12 protein-coding genes are annotated in these 19,910 nt (G+C 57.0%); 9 read left to right on the forward strand and 3 right to left on the reverse strand.

The features are described 5' to 3' along the window. The first annotated feature begins 24 nt into the window (after nt 1–24). A complete protein-coding gene (locus AC3DKS_RS08220) occupies nt 25–1,386 on the forward strand; it encodes a serine hydrolase domain-containing protein (RefSeq protein WP_015755292.1) in 1,362 nt (453 codons plus the stop codon). 142 nt (nt 1,387–1,528) lie between these two features. On the opposite strand, the gene AC3DKS_RS08225 is transcribed toward AC3DKS_RS08220, so the two are convergent. Then, the gene (locus AC3DKS_RS08225; RefSeq protein WP_272607848.1) at nt 1,529–4,930 is read right to left on the reverse strand and encodes a ThuA domain-containing protein; all 3,402 of its coding nucleotides are present in this window, start codon (nt 4,928–4,930) and stop codon (nt 1,529–1,531) included. A 115-nt stretch (nt 4,931–5,045) separates the two neighbouring features. On the opposite strand from AC3DKS_RS08225, the gene AC3DKS_RS08230 reads away from it, so the two are divergent. From AC3DKS_RS08230 to AC3DKS_RS08250, 5 genes are all read left to right on the forward strand, one after another. Then, nucleotides 5,046–5,615 (forward strand): YdeI/OmpD-associated family protein, encoded by a 570-nt coding sequence (locus AC3DKS_RS08230; protein WP_015755294.1) that lies wholly within the window; start codon nt 5,046–5,048, stop codon nt 5,613–5,615. Beyond that, entirely contained in the window at nt 5,612–7,000 is a 1,389-nt protein-coding gene (locus AC3DKS_RS08235) for an amidohydrolase family protein (protein WP_272607847.1), read from the forward strand. Before AC3DKS_RS08230 ends, AC3DKS_RS08235 begins: the two co-directional genes overlap by 4 nt. Nucleotides 7,001–7,264: 264 nt before the next feature. Further along, the gene (locus AC3DKS_RS08240) at nt 7,265–7,828 is read left to right on the forward strand and encodes a YceI family protein (RefSeq protein WP_015755296.1); all 564 of its coding nucleotides are present in this window, start codon (nt 7,265–7,267) and stop codon (nt 7,826–7,828) included. A gap of 63 nt (nt 7,829–7,891) precedes the next feature. Further along, nucleotides 7,892–10,225, forward strand: a complete 2,334-nt coding sequence (locus AC3DKS_RS08245) for a glycoside hydrolase family 3 protein (protein WP_272607846.1) — start codon at nt 7,892–7,894, stop codon at nt 10,223–10,225. A gap of 5 nt (nt 10,226–10,230) precedes the next feature. Beyond that, nucleotides 10,231–12,456 carry a DUF5916 domain-containing protein gene (locus AC3DKS_RS08250; RefSeq protein ID WP_015755298.1) on the forward strand — a complete coding sequence of 742 codons (2,226 nt, stop codon included), beginning with the start codon at nt 10,231–10,233 and terminating at the stop codon, nt 12,454–12,456. Nucleotides 12,457–12,519: 63 nt separating this feature from the next. Here AC3DKS_RS08250 and AC3DKS_RS08255 read toward each other — a convergent pair whose 3' ends face one another. Both AC3DKS_RS08255 and AC3DKS_RS08260 read right to left on the reverse strand, forming a co-directional pair. Continuing rightward, entirely contained in the window at nt 12,520–13,863 is a 1,344-nt protein-coding gene (locus AC3DKS_RS08255; protein WP_272607845.1) for a sensor histidine kinase, read from the reverse strand. Beyond that, nucleotides 13,853–15,196 (reverse strand): sigma-54-dependent transcriptional regulator, encoded by a 1,344-nt coding sequence (locus AC3DKS_RS08260; protein WP_272607844.1) that lies wholly within the window; start codon nt 15,194–15,196, stop codon nt 13,853–13,855. Before AC3DKS_RS08260 ends, AC3DKS_RS08255 begins: the two co-directional genes overlap by 11 nt. Nucleotides 15,197–15,403: 207 nt before the next feature. Between AC3DKS_RS08260 and AC3DKS_RS08265 the strand changes: the two genes are divergently transcribed. The 3 genes from AC3DKS_RS08265 (at nt 15,404) to AC3DKS_RS08275 (ending at nt 19,909) form a co-directional block, all read left to right on the forward strand. Then, a complete protein-coding gene (locus AC3DKS_RS08265; RefSeq protein WP_272607843.1) occupies nt 15,404–16,657 on the forward strand; it encodes an efflux RND transporter periplasmic adaptor subunit in 1,254 nt (417 codons plus the stop codon). Between the two features lie 47 nt (nt 16,658–16,704). Beyond that, on the forward strand, nt 16,705–17,388 hold the full coding sequence (locus AC3DKS_RS08270; RefSeq protein WP_272607842.1) for an ABC transporter ATP-binding protein: 684 nt from the start codon (nt 16,705–16,707) through the stop codon (nt 17,386–17,388). A 118-nt stretch (nt 17,389–17,506) separates the two neighbouring features. Further along, nucleotides 17,507–19,909 carry an ABC transporter permease gene (locus tag AC3DKS_RS08275; RefSeq protein WP_272607841.1) on the forward strand — a complete coding sequence of 801 codons (2,403 nt, stop codon included), beginning with the start codon at nt 17,507–17,509 and terminating at the stop codon, nt 19,907–19,909. Nucleotide 19,910: the final 1 nt, after the last annotated feature.

Below are 19,910 nucleotides of genomic sequence, written 5' to 3' on the forward strand. Positions count from 1 at the left end.
CATCCAACTGATATAATTACACACATGATTGTTTTATTTCCTTACCTGAAGCACAGGTATTATCGCCATTTCAGGAGCCAAACCCGGGTGCTCCCCTCCCGCCTTCTAGCCGTTGGCTTCCTGGGCCTGCTGGTTTCCTGCGGGGGCAAGTCTGAGAATTCGGATTCCGCTGCGCCGAATCCTGAAGTAGTTACGGCGGAAGCGGCATCACGGATCGATTCCCTGCTGCGGAACATGGTGGTTACCGGGAATGTCGCAGGGATATCTGCCCTGGTCTGGGAGAAGGGTCAGGAGGCTTATTTCGGCGCCTATGGCTATTCGGACCGGGAAGACAGCATCCCGATGGACCGGAACACAATCGTGCAGATCTATTCGATGACCAAGCCCATTACGGGTACCGCGCTGATGACGCTCTACGAAGATGGAGCCTTTGAACTGGACGACCCGCTTACCCAATACGCCCCGGAATTCGCGGACATGCAGGTGTATACCGGGGTGGACGAAAATGGCGAAATGCTGCTGGAGCCCGTTCACCGCCCGATTTCCATCCGGGATATTACCCGGCATACCGCAGGTTTTCCGAACCGCCCGAACATCCCGGGCCTCAGCGAGGCCCTGGCAGCTGCAGATCCGTTGAATCGGGAAAATACGTTGCAGCAGCTCGGCGCAAAATTCGGATCACTTCCCTTGTGGTTCCAACCCGGGAGCCAGTGGGAGTACGGCCCCAGCGTAGATGTACAGGCCTTCCTGGTAGAGCGGATCTCCGGCCAGCCCTACGGGGCCTACGTCCGGGAGCACGTACTGGACCCCCTGGGGATGGAGGAAACCCGGTATTTCGTACCCGAGTCAGACCGGGACCGGTTTTCGGCCATGTACCGGCGGGAAGACGACAGCACCCTCACCCAATTACCCGATTCCACGGCTAAAATAGAATACCTGCAGCGCTGGCCGCTTACCCGCGGGGGATGGGGGCTGACCTCCACCCTGGACGACTACATGCGCTTTGCCCGCATGCTTTTAAACAAAGGGGTCCTGGAAGGCAGGGCAGTCCTGGAGCCGGAGACTGTTGAGCTGATGGCGACGAACCACTTACCGGACAGCGTGGAGGAACGCTCCTGGTTGCCCGGCAAGGGAAATGTGGGTTTTGGGATCGATTTTGCGGTACGCGTGGCCCCGCCAGCCTCCCCGGAGGAAAACAACGGGGTGGTCGGGGAGTTCTTCTGGGACGGAGCCGCGAGCACCCTGTTCTGGGTAGATCCGAAAAATGATCTCGCCGCCGTACTTTTTGTGCAATTATTTCCTTACGACCCGATAAAACTGCATAAAAAGTTCAGGGATGCAGTTTACGGACCTTACCAGCCGCGGTCCGGGACGGAAACCGAATAGAAGGGGACGGAGCCTTCCTCTCCAACTGCAATAGAAAGGGTTGGCACCTCCGATTTTAACCGCAATAAAAAGGCGCCCGTTGGGCGCCTTTTTTTCTCTGTGCATTTGCTCCGGACCAAAAACGGGTCCGGGATACCATTCATTAACGGAATTGGATACCTACAATGGCCATCATGCCGGGGTCGTCCCCTGCTGCTTCCTGCCGCTTAAACGTAAGGAATAACGGCTGCCGGCCGCTGAGCTCTTTGGAAAAGGCAACCGGGATGGCCGCACCCGGCCCGCTCGGGGAGTCCAGGCTACCCGTCCCGACGAGCTCCCCGTCGGCGCTGCCCAGGCGTAGCTCAAAATCCGACCCGGCGGCCGGGGGCGACTGCCACGCGGCTTCAAGTACCAGGGTATTTACTCCGGTAAGGTCATATCCGCCGAGATCCAGCCAGCCCTGAGGGGCATTGAGCAACACGAGGTCCATCCCGCCGAAGGTCATGGACTGCATCCCTTCCTTCTCCATGTCTTCCCGGGGGGAAATCCGGTTTCCGGTTAGTGCCGTCCGGGCAACCCCGGTTAGCGGCTTAACCCCGTTCTGTCCCGGGTCCGTATAGGATGCCGTCAGGATCATCGTATTAGCAGCCTGCGAAGGGTCCGGCACTATGGTGCCGTTGGCGGGCAGGGAGGGCGGCCGGGGCCGCTCGTCTGCCAGCGACAGGATGTAGGACGCCATTTGGTTCAGCTCATCCGTGCTCAGGTCCGGGTGGGCCGCCATGGCCACCTCACCCCAGACACCGCTTCCGCCGTTGCGGATTTTGTCCATCAGGTACCTCAGGTTGGAATTCCGCCGACCTTCCTGGTACTTCCGGGAGACCTCCATATAGGACGGCCCGATTGAAGCTTCCTGATCTTTATGGCAGGCCTTGCAATCCAGGCTCTGGGTCAGGGCCTTCCCGGTGATGGCGGCCGATGCCTGCTGGTGACCGAAGTCCCTGGAGCTGTCGTCCATGCCTTCCCGGTAGTCCACCGATACGTACAAATTATCATCCGGCGCTACTTCCTGTCCCTCGTCCATCACCGTAACACTATATTTTACAGGGACACCCGGGATAAAAAAGGATTCATTCCCGCCTTCCATCGAAATTCGGACTTCAGGCCGTGTATTCCCCACATAGATCGTCTCGGAGGCGCCTTCGGAAATTTCCCCGGAATTGTCCATCGCCCTTGCCGTCAGCTGGAATTCTCCGGTACCCTCAAAGGTATAGGCCAGGCTGGGTGCGTCGGTTACCAGGCTGTCGCCGTTGCTCATGGTCCAGACATACTGGATCGGGTCGCCCTCCAGGTCTTCGGCAGAAAGGGTGGCCTGGATGGCCAGGGGGGCAGCCCCGGAAGTCAGGTCCACTTCGAGGCCCTCGAGCATGGGCGGACGGTTCCCGCCGTTGTATTCAATGTAGCTCAAACCGCTGTTGTCATTGGCTGTAAACCATCCCGTTCCATACTCGAGCAGGTAGATGCGGCCGTCCGGGCCCACTTCCATGTCGATCAGGTTATTCAGCTGGATATCCGAGGCAAAGGGTACCATCTTATTAAAGGTCCCGTCCTCAAACAATTCCACAGATTTCATCCAGCCGCGCATCCAGTCGTAAACCAGGATTTTTCCGTCGTAATAATCCGGCAGCGCGCCTTCCCCGTTATACAGGTCCGTGTAGTAGGCGGGTCCGGCCATCGCGTTTCGTCCGCCGGATCCCACCTGGGGGAATTCCGCGGATTGCCCGTAATGGTAATAGACCATTGCCGGTTGTGCGGGGGGTAACTCCCTGAGGCCCGTATTGTTTTCCGAATCGTTGATCGGCCGTTCCGGGTCAAAGGTTTCCCCGCTTTCCCCGGTGGCGTAGTCGTAGTCCACATAGGCCTTATTGTCAGCGATAAACAGCGGCCAGCCAAAGTTGCCGGGCTCCCGGGCCTGGTTGATTTCGTCATAACCGCGCGGTCCCCGGGTCTGGAGGCTGTCGCCCCGTGCATCCGGCCCCACATCCCCCCAGTAGACATATCCGTTTTTAGGGTCAACGGAGATACGGTAGGGGTTCCGGTGGCCCATGGTGTAAATCTCAGGCCGCGTGTTTTCAGTTCCTTCGGCAAAGAGATTGCCCTCCGGGATACTGTAGCTACCATCTTCGTTAACGCGGATGCGCAAAATCTTCCCGCGCAGGTCGTTCGTATTCCCGGAAGACCGGCGGGCGTCGAATTGTTCGCTCCCCGGCAGGTCGTTCAGGGGGGCAAAACCGTTATTGACGTAGGGTACGTCCTGTTGGTTGAACGGGGTGGAATTGTCCCCGGTGGACAGGTAGAGCAGCCCATCGCCACCAAAGGCAATAGACCCCCCGGTATGGCAGCAGATCTCACGGTCGCTGGCCACTTCCAGGATCACCTGCTCCGACTCAAGGTCAAAATTCCCGTCCTGGTACTTAAATCGCGAAAGCACGTTTTTTTCTTCGTCCCCGGTTGGGGCGTAATAGACGTAAACCCAATGGTTATTGGCGTAGTCCGGGTCCTTTTGCAGGCCCATCAGGCCTTCTTCGGCATTGACCCCCGGCGTATTCAGCGTTTTATGGTATACGTCCAGGACCGCGACCTGACGGAAATCACCCGTGGCGGCTTCGTAGAGCATCACTTCGCCCCGGCGCTGCCCCACAAGGATGTCCCCGTTGGGCAGGATGGTCATTTCTGTGGGCTCAAAAAATTCGCCTCCCACGAGTTCCACCTTGCTGAAACGATTGGCCTCCGGCGGGATCTGCGAATGGGCCTGGTCGTAATCCAGTTCCAGGTTTTCCCCAATGGCATAGCGAATACCCCCCAGGAGATGCTGCAGGAACAAATCTTCCGAGAACGATTCCTCCGTGTGGCCCAGAGCCGTATAGAAGGCCCGTCCCCCGTCGTATTCATGGTACCAGGCCATCGGGTGGTAATCGCCATTTTCCCCGCCTTCGTAAGTGGATTCGTCTATGGTGATCAGGACGTTTACCTCGGGGTTCAAATTCTTAAAGTTGTACATTTCATCCGTGCGGTGCCAAACCGAGTCCTGGAAAAATTCGGTGGCCGGGTGTCCTTTGTCCACAATATGGAAGTCCGCCTCGGGAGTTCCTGCCGGATGGCTCTGGAAGTAGGCGCCGGCCAGTCTGCCGTACCAACCCCAATCGTATTCCGTATCGGTGGCAGCGTGGACTCCCACGTATCCTCCCCCGGCCTGGATATAGCGTTCAAATGCGGCCTCCTGGGCAGCATCCAGAACGTCCCCGGTGGTACTGAGGAAGATAACTGCGCTGTACTGGCTCAGGTTTTCCTCGGTAAAGCGGGCTGCATTTTCGGTAGTATCCACCGTAAAATTGTTGTTGGCCCCCAGTTGTTGGATCGCTGCGATACCGCTGGGGATAGAGGCGTGTCTGAATGCGGTCGTCTTACTGAAGACGAGGACTTTCGGAGGGCCCGGGCGCTCCTTGTCGCATGAAACCATCAATGCCAGTACGAGAATGACCGGCAGGGCTTTTCTTATTAATTTCATGAATCGGGTTGTTTTTGTTTAGTTTGACTTGCTAATGTACATATTACACGTATTGATTGCCAGAAATGCCAGAACTTTCTTGTATTTTTAAAAGGAAGTTACATTTGAAACAAACGTGGACCTGGAAACCCACTACTTTCCCACGGCCGGTGAATGGCGCCGCTGGCTGGATGCAAACGCCGGCAAGAGCAGGGGGATTTACCTGATCTTTTACACGGTGGCGCATGAAAAAACCAGCATGCGCTGGGAGGAAGCCGTCCGGGAAGCCTTGTGTTTTGGCTGGATCGATTCCACGGTCAAAAGCCTGGGTAGCGGGAAACGCCGGCAGTATTTTTGCCCGCGGAAACCCGGGAGCGTTTGGAGTAAGGTCAACAAGCAGCATGTCCGGGAACTGATGCAGGAGGGCAGGATGCGACCCGGGGGCCTGGCAGTGATTGAAGCCGCCAAAAAGGATGGCTCGTGGAGCGCGCTCGACGATGTGGAAAACGGGGTGGTCCCGGCCGACCTCCGGGAGGCATTTGAGTTACATCCCGAGGCGCGGGAATTTTTTGAAGAAATCGCCCGGACCTACCGGAAGAGTTATCTCTACTGGCTCTTCCAGGCCAAACGCGAAGCCACCCGCAACAGACGAATCAAAGAAATCATCCGGTTGCTCAAAGCCGGTAAAAAAACGCGATCCGAATGAAAACGCTCAGTAAACTCATAGGTGCCCTGTCGATAGCTTTTCTTTTTATTGCCTGCCGGCAGTCTTCCCCCGACACCCCGGGGGATACGGCCTATCTGTTCCGGAATGTTCACGTGGTGGATGTGGTCAATGGCCGAATCCTGGAAAACCAGATGCTGGCGGTAGATTCCGGCCGGATCCTTGAAATTGCGCCCCGTGTAAAAAATTCGGGGGCTTACGCAAACAACATCGATGCGGGCGGAGCCTATGCCGTGCCCGGCCTGGCGGAGATGCACGCGCACATCCCGGCCCCGCCGACCCCGGAGACGCGGATCGAGGAAACGCTATTCCTCTACCTGTCCAACGGCATAACCACCATTCGCGGCATGCTGGGCGACCCCTACCACCTGGAACTGAAAAAGCGGCTGGACCATGGGAACCTGGTAAGCCCGCGGATATTTACCTCCAGCCCTTCGCTGAACGGCAACTCCATACCCACCCCGGAAGACGCCCAGAGGCTGGTTACACAATACGCCGCCGACGGTTATGATTTCCTGAAGATCCATCCGGGAATCCGCCGACCCGTTTTTGATACCCTGGTAGCCACTGCCCGGGAGGAAGGCATCCCGTTTGCCGGTCATGTGCCCGTGGAGGTAGGGATTCGCCACGCCCTGGAGAGCGGGTATGCGACCATCGATCACGTAGACGGCTTCCTGGAGGGGCTGGTGCCCGAATCGGAGGGGGTGGACCCGCATGCCAACGGGTTCTTCGGGTTCAATTTTACCCCCCTGGCGAAAACCGAATCCATGGACCGGCTGGTAGCCCTTGCCAGGGCCTATGGCGTGGCCGTCGTGCCCACTCAAAGCCTGTTTGAGCGGTGGTTCGCCCCCGCGGACGCAGACAGCATCCTGGCCCAGCCCGAGATGAAATACATGCCAGCCGAAACCCTGGCCAACTGGAAGCGCTCCAAGGAGCAATATATGTCGGATCCTTCCTGGGACCCGGAACAATGGGAGGCTTTCAACGCAATCCGGCTGGAATTGATTGCCCGGCTGCAGGCGGACGGTTACGGCCTGCTTCTTGGGTCGGACGCCCCGCAGGTGTTCAACGTCCCGGGGTTTTCCATCCATCATGAAATCCGGGGGATGCGCAATGCGGGTCTTTCCCCCCTGGAAATCCTTCGGATGGGCACGCTTTACCCGGCCCGGTTTTTCGGGATGGAATCTGAAACGGGTACGCTGGAAACCGGGAAACGCGCCGAATTTTTCCTGGTGGAAGGCAACCCGTTGGAAGACCCGGGGACACTGCGGAATATGCGCGGGCTGATGCTCGGGGACCGATGGTTTCCGAAAGAGGCCATCGATGAACGGCTAGCGCAAATTGCGAAAAACAACGCAGGCGGCTAACCAGCTGCCCCCTGCCCAAACCACCCTACCCTAAGATTCAACCGGAACAGTCCGTAACAGTTACAGTACTCAAACGCGATATCTTTACTCGGGTCATGACCGGAAAATGTTAAATTTCCATGTTGGATTAAACTTTTGACGGGTAATTGCATCCAAAGGAGGGGATTCCTCCGGCCAATACCGGAGGGGCTTCTCAAATAACTCCTGCCCGGCAACCGGATATGGGGTCACAAGAAACGCTTCTAACACAAACACCCAATTAAAATGAAACAATTAAGCATCCTTTTAACCGCCCTCCTGACAACGGGTTTCCTGACCGCCCAGTCCGAATGGAAGGCAGACGGCGCCCACTCCAGTGTGGAATTCGAAATCACCCACCTGATGATCTCCACCGTGACGGGGAACTTCAATGAATTCGATATCTCGGCCAAGGCCTCGGACGATTTCAGCGCCCCGGAGTTTACGGCAACAGTCCAGACCACCAGTGTGGACACGGACAATGAGCGCCGGGACAACCACCTGCGCAGCGCGGATTTCTTCGAGGTGGAAACCTATCCTGAAATGACGTTTACCACCACCTCAAGCACCTCCACCGGGGAGAACACCTTTGAATTAAAGGGCGACTTAACCATCCACGGGGTGACCAAGCCGGTGACCTTTGAAGGTAAGGTTGGCGGTGTGATCACCGACCAGCGCAGCCAGAAACTCAAGGCCGGCGTGCGGTTGGAGACCACTATCAACCGCCTGGAATTCGGCGTTGGGGGGGACACTCCTACCCTCGGTGATGATATCGAAATCACCATCCGCCTGGAAATGGCTCAGCAATAGCCGAATCCGGCCCCTCAGACCCGGCGATTCAGTTTCTATTACAGATAACCAAACCAACACATCATGATACGCTTATCAAACCGACCCCTTGCGACGGGGCTCCTCCTTGCCATCCTGCTTTCAGGTTGCGGTCCCAAATGGGAAGAAACCCAGAAAGACGGGTTCAACCTGGTCACCAATGAAGGCGGTCAGACCCTGGGCTATTCCCCGGAATCCGGGGTGCAACTCCTGGAAATCGACGGGTATGCCTTTAAGGACCTGAACCGCAACGGTTCCCTGGACCCTTATGAAGACTGGCGCCTGCCGGTTTCTGAGCGGGCTGCGGACCTGGCATCCAGGATGTCGGTGGAACAGATCGCCGGGCTGATGCTCTACAGTGGTCACCAGCGCATCCCCGGAGGGGGATTCCGCGGCGGCGGCACTTATGGCGGGAAATCCCTGGAAGAAAGCGGGGCAGCTTCTTCCGACCTCACCGACCAGCAAAAAGCTTTCCTGACCGATGACAACCTGCGCCACGTATTGATGACATCCGTGGAAAGCCCGGCCGTTGCAGCCCAATGGAACAACAATGTCCAGGCGCTGGTGGAAGGTTTGGGACTGGGAATCCCTGCAAACAACAGTTCGGACCCACGGCATGAAGCGGAATCGGATGAGGAATACACCCTGGGCGCCGGGGGGGATATCTCCCGCTGGCCGAATTCCCTGGGGCTGGCAGCAACATTCGACCCCGGGCTGGTTGAGGAATTCGGGCGGATTGCCTCGGTGGAATACCGGGCCCTGGGCATTGCTACGGCGCTTTCCCCCCAGGTAGACCTCGCTACAGACCCCCGTTGGTACCGGTTCAGCGGTACTTTTGGGCCCCACCCGGTGCTGGCAACCGAGATGGCCCGCGCCTACGTGGACGGTTTCCAGACCTCGTCCGAATCTGCCGGGACCTCGGGGGGCTGGGGCTTTGAAAGCGTCAATGCCATGGTCAAGCACTGGCCGGGCGGCGGTACCGGGGAGGCAGGACGGGATGCCCATTACGGGTTCGGCAAGTTTGCCGTATTCCCCGGGGACAACCTGGAAATGCATAAAAAACCATTTGTAGAGGGTGCATTTAACCTCAATGGCGGCACCGGGAAAGCGGCTGCGGTGATGCCCTATTACACAATTTCTTTCGGGCAGGACCCGGGAGGCGACAATGTCGGGAATGCATTCAGCAGTTATTTTATCACCGACCAGTTACGCGGCAAATACGGTTACGATGGGGTGATCTGCACGGATTGGGGAGTCACGCGCCCGGATGAGGGGATGGCCGTCTTCGGTCGGACGCCCTGGGGGGTTGAACACCTGACGGAGGCCGAGAGGCACTACCGGATCCTGATGGCGGGGTGCGACCAGTTCGGCGGCAACAATGCAGCCGGCCCCGTACTCGAAGCGTTTGAAATGGGCGTTGCGGAGCACGGGGAGGAATTCATGCGGGAGCGTTTTGAAACCTCGGCCCGACGGCTCCTCACCAATATCTTCCAGGTTGGGCTCTTTGAAAACCCTTACCGGGATGTAGCTGAAACAGAAGCCATTGTGGGCAAACCGGAATACATGGATGCAGGGTACCGGGCCCAGCAGCGCTCTGTGGTGGTATTGAAAAACCAGGAAAACATCCTACCGCTTTCGAAGGAAACCGCGGTATATATCCCTGAACGATTCGTACCGCCTTCTCAGACCTTTTTCGGGGACGTCATCCCCGGACGCTGGGAAATGCCGGTAAACCCGGATCTCGCCGACAGCTATTTTGAGCTGGCGGAAAGCCCCGAATCCGCCGATGTGGCGATCGTGGTCATTACCGACCCGGAGAACGGGAGGACCGCCGGATACAGTGCGGAAGATGCGGAAGCCGGGGGGAACGGCTTTCTGCCGATCAGCCTCCAATACGATACCTATACGGCGGATACGGCGCGGGATCCCAGCCTGGCCGGCGATGCCCGGGAAGGCGATGTGCTCAATCGAACCTACCGCGGGAAGTCCGTGACGGCTAAAAACAAGTCAGACCTCGAACTCATCCGGCAGACCGTCCGGGCGATGGACGGGAAACCCGTGATTGTGATCCTGAAACTTTCCAACCCGACGGTCGTTGCTGAATTTGAATCTGCTATCCAGGGGCTTGTCCTGAATTTCAACGTTCAGGACCAGGCAGTGCTGGACGTCCTGACGGGGGTTGTGGAGCCATCCGGCCTCCTCCCCATGCAGATGCCGGCTAACATGGCAACCGTGGAGGCGCAATTCGAGGATGTGCCCCTGGACATGGAACCCCATGTAGATGCGGCGGGCCATGCCTATGATTTTGGCTTTGGCCTGAACTGGGACGGCCCCATTGAAGATGCGAGAACCCGGAAATTCACTTCGGAAAACAAATAATACCTATGAATCGATTCTTGTACATCCCGGCCCTGGCCGGGATGTTCCTGTTTACCGCCTTCGGGTTTTCACAAGCCCGGACGCAGGACACCCGGACTACCAATAGCCTGGTGATTGCCCGGGCCAATTCCCCCATAACCCTGGACGGCCAATTGGAGGAGGCCGCCTGGCAAGAAGCAGCGGTCGCCACGGATTTCTGGCAGAAATTCCCCATAGATGGCATACCCGCGGCCAAACGCACTGAAGTTCGGGCAACTTACGACGACCGCTTCTTTTATATTTCGGCAGTCTGTTACGACGTTGCAGACTACGTGGTCCAAACCCTGAAGCGCGACAGTCGGTTTTTTGACGGGGACGGTTTCGGTGTGGTGATCGACCCGCTTAACCGCCGCACGAACGGTTTCCTGTTTGGGGTAAGCCCGTATAACGTACAATCCGAAGACCTCTTGAGCCAGAGTTCCTTCGGCAACTTGAATTTCAGCTGGGACAACCGCTGGTTTTCCGAGGTAAGCCGGCTGGAAGACCGCTGGGTAGTGGAAATTGCCATCCCGTTCAAAACCCTGCGTTTTGAAGCGGGTATCGACACCTGGGGAATCAATTTTTTCCGGAATGACCTCAAGGAAAACCAGTACCACAGCTGGACGCCCATGCCCGTCAACTTCGACCTTACGGACCTGGGCTACACCGGGGCCCTGAATTGGGATACCCCCCCGGCCAAAACCGGCACGAATATTTCCCTCATCCCCTATGTGCGGACTTCGCATTACAAGGACAAGGAAGCCGATCCGGCGGCCAGCGAAACGGAATTCGACGCCGGCATCGATGCCAAACTGGCCCTGACTTCTTCCCTGAACCTGGACCTGACTGTAAACCCGGATTTCTCCCAGGTGGATGTGGACGTACAACAGACCAATCTGACGCGGTTCAACCTGAATTTCCCGGAACGCAGGCCGTTTTTTCTGGAAAATGCCGATTTGTTTACCAGTTTTGGGCCCCCTCCTGCCCGTCCGATATTCTCGCGCCGGATTGGCCTGGACGAAAACCGTATGCCGGTCCCCATCCTTTACGGGGCGCGCCTCAGCGGGAACCTGACCAAGCGTTTCCGCATTGGCCTGCTCAATCTGCAGACCCGGGCCGAGGAGGGCCGTAATGGACAGAATTACACGATAGCCACCTTCAACCAGAGTGTCTGGGACCGCTCCATCATCAAGGGGTACGTCACCAACCGACAGGCTGTTGTCAAGGACGAAGGCCTGGACTACGGGGATTACGGACGAAATGCCGGCGTAGAATTCAATTATGTAAATCTCCCGGGTACCTGGAATGTGATAGGCGGGTTACACCTGTCGGACAAACCGGACATCGGTTTGGGAACGTTCCGGAATATCGTAATTAGCCGGGACACGCGGAACGTCTCCTTCTTGGTAGATTATTTCGGGATTGACACGGATTACTATGCGGATATCGGCTTTATCCCCCGCCTGGACAACTACGATGCCGCCAACGACACGATTGTTCACCTGGGGTATGAACACCTTTTTACCCGGGCCGGCTATACCTTCCGACCCAAAGGAGACCGGGCCGTAATTGCCCACGGCTTTTCCCTGAGGAATGTGATGGACTGGCAACCGGACTGGACCTTCAACGAACGCAGCAGTTCCATTGATTACGATTTGCGGTTTCGCAACACGAGCCGGGCGAGCCTGAGCCTGGAGGATAATGATACAAGGCTCCTGTTTGCCACCCGTTTCACGGAAGGAGAACCCCTGCCGCCTGGGAAATACACCTACAGCCAGGCTTCGGTTGCCTATAGTTCCGACGAACGAAAATCCCTGGCTTTCGAAGGGGAAGTGCAGATGGGGGAATTCTTTAACGGGACGCTCAACCGCTTCAGCGCCGGGCTCACCTACCGGGTACAACCCTGGGGGAATTTCAGCTTCAGCCTGGAGCAGAATTACCTGAGGCTGCCGGAGCCTTACGGGGCCGCCGACCTGACGCTGATTGGTCAGCGCTCGGAGGTAAACTTCTCGAACAAGTTGTTCTGGACCACGTTTTTCCAGTACAATACCCAGTCCGACAACTTCAACATCAACAGCCGACTGCAGTGGCGTTTTGCCCCCATGTCCGACCTGTTCATCGTCTATACGGACAATTACCTGAGTACCCCCTTCCTTCAGGTAAACCGGAACCGGGGGATTGTCCTGAAATTGAATTACTGGTTGACGCTCTAATCCGGGTACTGCCCTACGGCCAGGGCCCGTCGACAGGCGGGGAGAAAAGGGGCGAATGCCGGCTTAGGGGAAGATCAGCCGGATCTCCGTCCCGGTATCCACCTCGCTCCGCAGGCGGACTTTGCCGCGGTGGAGCGTCATAATCTGTTTGCAGAGGCTCAATCCAATGCCGCTTCCCGTGGCCTTGGTACTGAAGAACGGCACAAAGACAGTCTCCCGGATTTCCTCCGGAATGCCCTTTCCGTTGTCGATTACACGGATGGTCCCCTGCCCCTGTTCATTTTTACGAGCTACCACCCGCACCGAGGAGCCGGGCCGGTTCTCGCATGCATCCATGGCATTGATGACCAGGTTAATCAGCACCTGTTCGATCAGGTAGGTATCTATATCCAGGCGCAAGTCCGGCTGGGGGGAGGAAAATATCAGGTCTACCTGCCGCTGTTTCAAAGACGGCTCCAGCAGGATACGGATATTCTCAAAGAGTTCCGCGCTGCCGATGGTAGTCCGGTTCAATTGAGTGACCTTGTGCAGGCTGCGGTAGGTCCTGGCAAACTTCATCAGGCCCTCGCTGCGTCTCTGGATACTCTGGATACCCGCACTGAGGTCTTCCAGTTCCAGGGGTTTTTCCGGGTCGTCCATGGCCGCCTGTATATGGTCCTGAAGCGTTCCCGACAAAGAGCTGATGGGTGCAATGCTGTTCATAATTTCATGGGTCATCACACTCAGCAGCTTTTTCCAGGCATCGCTTTCGTTCCGGTTCAGGGTCTCCTCGATATTTTGGAGCACCACGAGTTTGTAGGAGTCCTCCCCCACCTGGAAAACCGTATCGGCAATGAGCACGCGGACGGAGTCCTGCCGGATTGGCAATTCAACGGAAGCCGTGGTGGCATGGTAGGTTTCAAACAATTCTTCGTAGGCCTGCGGGAGCCGTTTGGCGATAAAGCTAATCCGTTTGAACGATGGGATATCCAGGAGCCTCAGGAGATATTCGTTTACCCAAAGCACCTGGCCGGTCTCCAGGTTGAAGGCGATGATACCTACTTCCACCATCTCCAGAATTTTCTGCAGGTAGCGGAATTGCACCTCCCGTTCCTGGTTGATATCCTTAAAGGTCTTGTTGACCAGGTTGAAGCCGCGGTGCAACTTCCGGATTTCGAGGGAGCCGTGTTTCTCGCTGAACCAACGGGAAAAATCCCGGTATTTTACCGCTTCAAAGAAATCGTCCATTTCGCGGAAACGGCGCACAACGCTCCGGTAGAGGGAATTCAATGCCCACAGGGATACCAGGGCGCCCCCTAAGGCCAGGTAGGTATGCGGCTTCAGCCACCCGTATATGCACACGGCCAGGGATGCCGCGAGCAGGAATGTCCGCAGCAGAAGGAATGCCGCATAGCTCCTAAAGGTCATACTTTTCGAGTCTGCGATACAGGGCGGTGCGGGTAAGTCCCAGCTCCCGGGCCGATTTGGAAATATTTCCGTTATTCTTCTCGATTACGCTGAGTATCGTATGCTTCTCCAGGGCTTCCAGGTTGGTGGTTTTCGGGACATCCCGGGCCCCGCCCTCTTTTTCCATGGCTGAAAAAACCAGGTCCTCCGCCCGCAATTCGTCTCCCTCGGCCATGATCACGGCACGCTCCAGGGCGTACTGCAATTCCCGGACATTTCCCGGGAAGGTATGGGCGTCCAGCTTTCGAAGGAATTCGGGTTCGAAGCGAAACGGTCCTTTACCGTATTTCTCGGCATACGCGTCCGCAAAATGGCGGGCGAGCAACCGGCGGTCTCCCCCGCGTTCCCGCAGGGGAGGGATCAGGATATCCACCGTGTTGATCCGGTAGATCAGGTCGCGGCGGAAGGTGGCTTCATCCGCCAGTTCCTCCAGGCCCTTGTTGGTGGCGCATACCAGGCGGATATCGACGGGAATCGGTTCGTTGCTTCCCAAAGGAGTTACCTGCCGGTTCTGCAGGACCGTCAGCAGGCGGGCTTGTTGCCGCAGGCTGATATTCCCGATTTCGTCCAGGAACAGCGTCCCACCCTGGGCGGCCTCAAATCGACCCGGGCGATCTTCCCGCGCATCGGTAAAGGCGCCTTTCCGATACCCGAAGAGCTCGCTTTCGAACAGGGAATCGGTCAGGGCCCCTACATCCACCTTGACAAACGGCCCTTTCCGGCGCATTGAATTTTCGTGAATGGCCCGGGCCACCAGGTCTTTTCCGGTTCCGTTTTCCCCCAGGATCAGAATATTTGCATCGGTGGGCGCTACCTTCCCCACTTTCGTAAACACATCCTCCATCGGGGCGCTCTGCCCCACAATCTGTGTATTGCCCCCTGCCCTGGGCGGCTTCGCCTTCCTCCCCTTCTTGCCCGCTGCCTCCCGTACGGCCTCCAGCAGTTTCTCGTTCTGCCAGGGTTTGACCAGGAAATCCGAGGCCCCTTTTTTCAAAGACCGGATGGCCAGGTCGATATCCCCATAGGCCGTAATGAGGATTACCGAGGCCCCGGGGTCCTTTTCCCGCACCTTCCCGAGCCAGTAAAGCCCTTCGTTCCCCGTATGGACCAGGCCGTTAAAATTCATATCCAGGATCACGACATCGAAGGATTGGCCGGACATCAGGTGGTCTATCTGGTTTGGGTTCCGGGCGGTTACCACCCGGGCCACCTTCGATTTCAGCAACAACCGGAGCGCAATCAGGACGTCTTCATCGTCGTCGATGACCAGAATATGTGCGTTCTTGAGCGACATACTACAATATTACAATTTTCAATTGCTCAGCCTGTGGCAGGGGCCGCTAAATTTCGGGTAGCGCACCCGGTGTTACGGCACCGGACACCCGGTGTATCAAAACCGGACACTCCACCCGCGCACAATCTAAACATCCACTTGATTTATAGCGCCTTATGGATTTGGCATGCTTTTGCACATGAAATTCATAGAATAGCTAAAACCACTATGGACATCCCAATTGAAAAGAAACGATTCGACTCCCGGAAAATCGCCTATATCGCCGGTGGCATTCTGCTGATCGCCCTGATTACCTACGTGGTTATCGCCACCAGCGGCGGCGCCAAGCTCAACGTGCAGACCGAACGGATTTCCATCAGTACGGTCCAGCGCGGCGCCTTTCAGGAAAACATCCCGGTGAACGGGGTGGTCCTGCCCATCACGACCATCTACCTGGACGCATTGGAAGGCGGCCGGGTGGAAGAGAAATTCGTGGAAGACGGGGCGATGATGCAGCAGGGCGAGCCCATCCTTCGGCTCTCGAACACCGACCTGGAACTCAGCCTGGTCAACCAGGAAACCCAGGTATATAACCTGCTCACCCAAATGCAGATTTCACAAAACGCCGCCAGGCAGAATACCATCAACAGGCTCAACCAGTATACCGATGTGGAAAACAGCCTGATTGAGGCGCGCCGGCTTTACGAGCTCAATAAGAGGCTGTATGAAAAAGACGCCATCGGACGGCAGGAGCTCATCATCGCCGAAAACGATTACAACTACCAGAAGGAGCGGATGGAACTGGCGGAGGAAATCCTCCGGCAGGATTCCCTTTCCGTCAGCCAGGAGGAACGGCAAATAGCCAATTCCTATGCGCGCACCCAAAACGCCCTGGAGCTCATGCGGCGCAAGGTGGCAGACCTGGTGGTCCGGGCCCCTATTGACGGGCAGCTGACCTCCCTGGATGCGGAAATCGGGCAATCCAAGGTCAAAGGGGAGCGCCTCGGACAAATCGACGTATTGAGCGGGTTCAAGGTACGCGCGGATATCGACGAGCACTATATATCCCGGATCTACACGGGCCAACGCGGGAGTTTCTCATTTAACGGGGAGCGCCATGTGCTGGAAATCAAGAAGGTATACACCCAGGTAACCAACGGGCGCTTCCAGGTGGATATGGAGTTTACCGGGGAGGCACCGGAAGGGATCCGCCGCGGGCAGTCCCTGCAGATCCGCCTGGCACTCAGCGAGGAGAAGGAGGCCCTGTTGATTCCGAAAGGCGGGTTTTTCCAGAAAACCGGGGGCAACTGGATATTCAAGGTGAGCGAGGGGGGCGGGACCGCCTACCGCACTGATATCACCCTGGGATCCCAGAATACGGAATATTACGAAGTGCTGAGCGGGCTCCAGCCGGGCGACCGGGTGGTCACGAGCAGTTACGACAACTATGGCGACATCCAGGAACTGGTCCTCGAGGACTGAGACGGGCGAGCTGAAATACGATTAGAACGAAATAATATACTACCACCATGATCAAAGTTGAAGAATTAGAGAAATTTTACAGTACCGAGGAGGTACGGACCATCGCCCTGAACAAACTGTCGTTTGAGGTGAAGGAAGGCGAATTCGTAGCCGTTATGGGCCCCTCGGGCTGTGGCAAGTCTACCCTGCTGAACATCCTGGGCCTGCTGGACGACCCGGACGGGGGGAGCTTCCAGTTCAACGGGATTGAGGTATCCGGGTTTAACGAACGCAAACGGGCCAACCTGCGCAAACACAATATCGGCTTCGTCTTCCAGAGTTTTAACCTGATCGACGAACTCACCGTCTTTGAAAACGTGGAACTGCCGCTGATCTATACGGGAGTGAAGGCCGCCGACCGGAAGGCGCGCGTGGAAGAGGTGCTGGAAAAGATGCAGATCATGCATCGTCGGCGCCATTTCCCCCAGCAGCTCTCAGGCGGACAGCAGCAGCGCGTGGCCGTGGCCCGGGCCGTGGTGAACAACCCGAAGCTCATCCTTGCGGATGAGCCCACCGGGAACCTGGACAGTTCCAACGGGAACGAGGTGATGGACCTGCTCACGGAGCTCAACGAGCAAGGCACCACCATTATCATGGTCACCCACAGCGAACACGACGCCAAGTACAGCCACCGGATTATCCGGATGCTGGACGGGCAGAAGGTGACCGAAAATGTACTGGCAACCTATTGATCCAACCGGGTCGGGAAGGCCAGCTTACCCAGCGGGCAGCTACCGGTAAAAAAGCAATTCTCGGAGTTTATTCATCAAGACCTTCCAAGTTGGGAGGCACCATCAAAAAACGACATGTATGTTGCGTAACTATTTCAAAATCGCCTGGCGGAATCTCTGGAAGAACAAGGTGTATTCCGGGATCAACATTATTGGGTTAGCTGCCGGCATGGCCGTCACCCTGCTGATCGGGTTGTGGGTTACGGACGAACTGGATTACAATTCGCATTTCCCGAACCGGGACCGGATTGCGCAGTTCTACCAGACCCAGACCTTCAACGGGAAGCAGGGAACCGGCTCTGCCATCCCCCGGCCGCTGGAATTTGCCATCCGGGAAAGTTACAACCAGTACTTTGAGCATATCGTCATGTCCTCCTGGCAAATCCCGTATTACCTGGAGGTAGGCGACAAGAAAATCAGCCGGGAGGGCAATGCCATGCAGGAAGGGGCCGTGGACATGCTCTCCCTGGAAATACTGCAAGGTGATCCGGCCGGGCTGAAGGAACCGAGCTCCATTATGCTTTCCGAGTCCGCGGCTACGGCATTGTTCGGGAACCAGGATCCTGTGGGCCAAATCCTGCGCCTGAACAGCGAACACGACATGCAGGTCACCGCGGTGTACCGGGATATCCCGAACAACACCAACTTCGGCGACATGGACTACCTGATCCCCTGGAAATTCTATGCAGAAAGCCAGGCATGGATCCGCAATGCCATGGATTCCTGGGGCAATAACTCCTTCCAGCTCTTTGTGCAATTGAAAGAGGGGATCGACATGGCCGACGCTTCAGAAGGCATCCGCAATGCAAAATACGACCGGGTAACCGACGAGGGACGCACCTTCAACCCGCAACTCATGCTGCTGCCCATGACCGATTGGTACTTGCGCGGACAGTTCGAGAACGGGGTGCAGAGCGGCGGACGCATCGAATACGTCTGGCTCTTTGCCTGGATCGGCCTTTTTGTACTGATCCTGGCCTGTATCAATTTCATGAACCTCAGCACGGCCCGTTCCGAAAAACGGGCAAGGGAGGTAGGCATCCGCAAATCCATCGGTTCCTCCCGCGGGCAGATCATCCGGCAATTCCTGGGGGAATCCCTGCTGACCTCGGCCATCGCTTTTGTCCTGGCCGTGGCGATCGTGCTGATCTCCCTGGGCGGATTTAACCAGCTCACCGCCAAGGAAATCAGTTTTCCCTGGGGGAATAGCCTGTTCTGGACATCCTCCCTGGCCTTCATTATCCTGACTGCCCTATTGGCCGGAAGTTATCCGGCACTCTACCTGTCATCCTTCCAACCGGTGAAAGTCCTCAAGGGGACCTTCCGCGCCGGTCGCTTTTCCGCCCTGCCGCGAAAAATCCTGGTCGTTACCCAGTTTACCATTTCGGTGGCCCTGATTATCGGTACCCTGGTAATCATGAAGCAAATACACCATGCCAAGAACCGCCCCATGGGCTACAATACCAGCGGTCTCATCCAGATTCCTGTGATGAGCCAGGACTTCTCCGGAAAATACGACCTGATGCGGAACGAATTCAAAACCTCGGGTGCCGTGGTGGAAATGTCTGCATCCAGCAGCCCGACCACTTCGGTGTGGTCCAACCGATCCGGGTTTACCTGGGAAGGCAAGGACCCCGGTTTCCAGGAAGATTTTGCCTGGGTAGCCATTACGCCAGAGTACGCTTCCAGCATGGGGCTGAAAATAACCCGGGGACGGGACCTGTCCAGGGATTTCGCCACGGATTCCCTGGGGGTACTCCTCAACGAGACGGCCGTGGAATATATGGGGATACAGGATCCCATCGGCATGCTCATCCGGGACGACGACGACGAAGACCCGGACCCGCCCCTGACCGTGGTCGGCGTGGTGGAAGACATGATCATGCAATCCCCCTACGAACCGGTGAAGCAGACGATGTTCGTATTTGACCGATACGAAAACATCAGCTATTACAACCTGAGGTTGAACCCCGAGCGAAGCGTTACGGAAAACCTGGCCACCGTGGAGGCGGTATTCAAACGCCAGTTCCCGAACCTGCCCTTCCAGTACGACTTCGTGGATGAGCGGTATGCACAGAAATTTGCTTCCGAGGAACGCGTTGCCGACCTGGCCCTGGTATTCACCATCCTGGCCATCCTGATCAGCTGCCTGGGCCTCTTTGGGTTGACCGCCTTTGTCGCAGAGCGACGCACCAAGGAAATCGGGGTGCGGAAGGTCCTCGGAGCCCGTGTTAGCAATATCTGGATGCTGCTCTCCAAGGACTTCCTGCAACTCGTACTGATCGCCTGCCTGGTGGCTTTCCCAATTGCCTGGTGGATGATGGACGGCTGGATTCAGAAGTTCACCTACCGGACGACCATCACCTGGTTCATCTTTGCAGCCGCCGGCCTGGGGGCCCTGACCATCACCGTAATCACCGTGAGTTTCCAGGCGGTTCGGGCGGCCACGCAAAACCCGGTCAAAAGCCTTCGGACCGAATAAA

The sequence above is a fragment of the Robiginitalea sp. genome (assembly GCF_982776155.1).

Excerpts from the sequence above, each read along its gene's own strand:
- AC3DKS_RS08220 (WP_015755292.1), top strand. The coding sequence starts at position 25 with ATGATTGTTTTATTTCCTTACCTGAAGCACAGGTATTATCGCCATTTC.
- AC3DKS_RS08225 (WP_272607848.1), bottom strand. The coding sequence starts at position 4,930 with ATGAAATTAATAAGAAAAGCCCTGCCGGTCATTCTCGTACTGGCATTG.
- AC3DKS_RS08235 (WP_272607847.1), top strand. The coding sequence starts at position 5,612 with ATGAAAACGCTCAGTAAACTCATAGGTGCCCTGTCGATAGCTTTTCTT.
- AC3DKS_RS08240 (WP_015755296.1), top strand. The coding sequence starts at position 7,265 with ATGAAACAATTAAGCATCCTTTTAACCGCCCTCCTGACAACGGGTTTC.
- AC3DKS_RS08245 (WP_272607846.1), top strand. The coding sequence starts at position 7,892 with ATGATACGCTTATCAAACCGACCCCTTGCGACGGGGCTCCTCCTTGCC.
- AC3DKS_RS08250 (WP_015755298.1), top strand. The coding sequence starts at position 10,231 with ATGAATCGATTCTTGTACATCCCGGCCCTGGCCGGGATGTTCCTGTTT.
- AC3DKS_RS08255 (WP_272607845.1), bottom strand. The coding sequence starts at position 13,863 with ATGACCTTTAGGAGCTATGCGGCATTCCTTCTGCTGCGGACATTCCTG.
- AC3DKS_RS08260 (WP_272607844.1), bottom strand. The coding sequence starts at position 15,196 with ATGTCGCTCAAGAACGCACATATTCTGGTCATCGACGACGATGAAGAC.
- AC3DKS_RS08265 (WP_272607843.1), top strand. The coding sequence starts at position 15,404 with ATGGACATCCCAATTGAAAAGAAACGATTCGACTCCCGGAAAATCGCC.
- AC3DKS_RS08270 (WP_272607842.1), top strand. The coding sequence starts at position 16,705 with ATGATCAAAGTTGAAGAATTAGAGAAATTTTACAGTACCGAGGAGGTA.
- AC3DKS_RS08275 (WP_272607841.1), top strand. The coding sequence starts at position 17,507 with ATGTTGCGTAACTATTTCAAAATCGCCTGGCGGAATCTCTGGAAGAAC.